The sequence below is a fragment of the Psychromonas sp. genome (genome assembly GCF_983033635.1).
Map to the genome: position 1 here is coordinate 1 of NZ_CEZLMY010000288.1, position 2,754 is coordinate 2,754.

Here is a 2,754-nt window from a genome sequence, read left to right on the forward strand (position 1 = left end):
TGAAGCTGCATCAATCATTAAATCAGTATCATTGACGATCATACTCAGGGGCGGAAGCGCCTAAGCGCAATCGTTCAAGCAGCGCATGACCATTCAGAGCTACTTTACTGGTAAGGAACTTCGATTTTGAACGCTTGGGCGAATGCGAGCGAAAATGGGGTAATCTCAACAGATAAAGAGTGCAAAAGTTCTAAAGCGCTTTGTGCCCCGAGCGAGATAGAAAGCTAAGTCGCAAACGCCCACCGAGCGAGTTGTAATATTGTATTATCATCAAGGTTTCGCTATTGACACAACGATCGCTTTCTCCCAAGCGAGCTAGCAGGTTTCGAAGGCATATTCTGTGGCCTGATTGCAATGTACTTCAGCATGGCACAAGTACTTAACGGCGAATTTGGCCGTGAAGTACTGCCTGTAGGTAAAGCTGTATTTTAGTAAGTTAATATCACACCGGTATTATTTTTAAGCTAAAGTGATTGATTCGTTATCAGATTCGATTTGCTAACGGTTTTTTTATTCTTCAGAGCCGTCAATTCTATCCCCATACCACGCTGCTGCGTGACATGCTAAAACTCTTTTAAATTATTACACTGTGTCACCTTAAGGCTGATACATGAATAAAAGCCAGGTTACTTTTGAAAAATCAAAAAAAAATGCTCTATTAGTTAGTGCGACCGTTATCACTGAACTCTTTGTTTTTATCTTTATTATGGCCTTATAACGATAGGTTCCGTTTGAAACTGGAGTCATTAATAGTGACAGTAATAAGGAAGTAGAAATAATGAAAGAAGTTGCGTTTCGTTGGATTGATAAATACTTGGTAGATGTAAAAATAAAAGAAAACTTTTTAATCCTCTTTTTTACGCCACTCCTCGCGATTATCATGGTCTGTTTAGCGCTAATGAATGCTTCAGAGCGTCAGCAAGAACAGCTGTTACAGCAGAACATGAATACGATTGCCAACTTGATTTCACAGTCCAACCTGACTGAAAGCGATGTTACGCGCATCCTTGCTAACAGCAGTATTCAGGTGGGCTCAAAGGGCGTAAATACAACTGAGGTACAGGATGCCAGCTACAGTTTAACAACTCAGGCACAGCCAAGCTTACTCAGTACACTTAATCTTGGTCACGTCAGCATTATCATAGTGTCATGCTTACTCATCTCGCTATCCCTTTATTACATTATGACCTTTATGGGCGGGGCACTGTTTAACATCTACGATGCATTACGTCGTCTTGCCGATGGCGATCTGGTTTCTCGTATTGGTTATGCGCCAGCCCGAAATGAATTTAATCTAATAGCGCAAACGATTGATCGTGTATCTGAGCGCGAACAACAACTGGTGAAAGCAACGCAGGAAGCGATCGCACTGATCCAGCAAATTAGCTCGCAGTTGCGTCAACGCAGTAACGAGAATGAAGCGCTATCGAACCAACAGCAAGAACGCATAGATTCCTTGGCCAGTGCAACCGAGCAAATGGCAAGCTCAATCCGTGAAGTTGCGAGTCACGCACAAAACACCTCTAGCCAAACCAGCGAGGCAACGCAGACAACAACACAGAGTCTGACGCATGTCGATCAAACGCTTGATGCGATAAAGCAATTAGCCTCTGAAATTAGCTCAGCAGCCGATGCTGTAGCAAAACTGGATAACGATGCTGCGCAAATTGATAATGTAGTGACGACCATTAACTCTATCTCTGAACAAACAAACCTACTGGCATTAAATGCTGCCATCGAAGCGGCGCGGGCTGGTGAGCAAGGTCGTGGTTTCGCTGTTGTCGCCGATGAAGTTCGCACGCTGGCGGGTAGAACGCAAGAAGCAACGGTGGAGATCCAAAAAATGATTGAGTCGCTGCAAGGCAATAGTCAAGGATTAATGAAGGTAATGCACCAAACCGTCAATAATTCTGAATTGAGTGAACAACACATGAATACCGTCAGCAATGACATTCGGCAGATAGCAGAGAAGAATCAATATATTGCGGATCGTAGTACTGAAATTGCCACCTCAGCAGAAGAGCAGGGAGCGGTTGCTGATAATATAGCTTCCGATGTCGATCAGGTGCGCAGCCAATCGCGTTTAGTTGCTAAAATGATCACTCAGTCGGCTACAGAGGTGCAGCAGCTTAATAAGCAAGCTGATGTACTTGAAGACTTAATGAAAGATTTAACAGCATAAGTTATATATCCAAACTGTATGATTCAGGGCTTCCGTTGGGGATACATTTAAACATATTTTGTGACGAAGTGTGTTTCCATGGGCGCTCTCGAAGGATGAGCTTCATTGGCTTTTATTCTTCAGGGTATACTTTGTCTCTATATTCACAGAGATCTTCAATTAGGCAAGAGCCACAGCGAGGTTTACGCGCAATGCAGGTATAGCGCCCATGTAAGATCAGCCAGTGATGAACATCGACTTTAAATTCAGCTGGCACCACTTTCAATAATTTATCTTCAACCTGATCGACATTTTTACCCATGGCAAACTTAGTACGGTTAGACACACGAAAGATATGGGTATCGACAGCAATAGTTGGCCAACCGAAAGCGGTATTTAATAGCACATTCGCTGTTTTTCTGCCGACACCCGGCAGTGCAACCAGTGCATCAAGATCTTCAGGAGTATAGGAAGAATAAATATTGATTTGAACAGGATGTTTTATCTCATTATGCTCCGATTACGACAAAACCTTATCAGAATTTGTTATTCTCCTTCGTAAATATCCCTGTTTTATGTCTGTTTCTACCCGA

1 protein-coding gene and 2 pseudogenes are annotated in these 2,754 nt (G+C 43.0%); 2 read left to right on the forward strand and 1 reads right to left on the reverse strand.

The features are described 5' to 3' along the window. Positions 1-315: 315 nt before the first annotated feature. Both AC4GME_RS18570 and AC4GME_RS18575 read left to right on the forward strand, forming a co-directional pair. A pseudogene (locus tag AC4GME_RS18570) lies at positions 316-432 on the forward strand (acetate uptake transporter); the annotation flags it as partial. A gap of 346 nt (positions 433-778) precedes the next feature. Further along, complete coding sequence (locus tag AC4GME_RS18575; protein ID WP_490378784.1) at positions 779-2,182, forward strand: methyl-accepting chemotaxis protein; 1,404 nt, start codon at positions 779-781, stop codon at positions 2,180-2,182. Positions 2,183-2,294: 112 nt separating this feature from the next. On the opposite strand, the pseudogene AC4GME_RS18580 reads toward AC4GME_RS18575, so the two are convergent. Then, positions 2,295-2,618 (reverse strand): annotated as a pseudogene (locus tag AC4GME_RS18580) (endonuclease III); the annotation flags it as partial. Positions 2,619-2,754: the final 136 nt, after the last annotated feature.